1 rRNA gene is annotated in these 471 nt (G+C 50.9%); it reads right to left on the reverse strand.

The features are described 5' to 3' along the window. Nucleotides 1–324: 324 nt before the first annotated feature. A 16S ribosomal RNA gene (locus tag AC1DO7_RS41490) occupies nt 325–471 on the reverse strand; the annotation flags it as partial.

The following is a 471-nucleotide window of genomic DNA, read 5'->3' on the forward strand; positions in this document are numbered from 1 at the left end:
ACAGGATGAGTTCTCGCATTTGTGCCGTATTCCAAGTCATCTTTCGATCACTTAAATACATTTCGGTTGATACAATCACAACCCGGTATCGTGTTTTGTACTGCAGCGTCTCATCAACGCTTCACGACACCTTTACTACATCCCATATTTTTAAAGAACAGCCGAGCGAGACCTGGTCCCGTTCGTCTTGGCAAAGCCAAATGCAAGCGCTCAAAGCTAAGCGCTTGCATTTGACCATGCAACGCAGGACACGCTGCGCGCATCCYGGCTCCAACAACTAACAAACCGATAAGTGTGAACGCTCGACTTGAGATGCACGCTCTGAAAGGAGGTGATCCAGCCGCACCTTCCGATACGGCTACCTTGTTACGACTTCACCCCAGTCATGAACCCTGCCGTGGTAATCGCCCTCCTTGCGGTTAGGCTAACTACTTCTGGCAAAACCCACTCCCATGGTGTGACGGGCGGTGT

It is taken from the genome of Cupriavidus sp. 05N40, assembly GCF_056397305.1.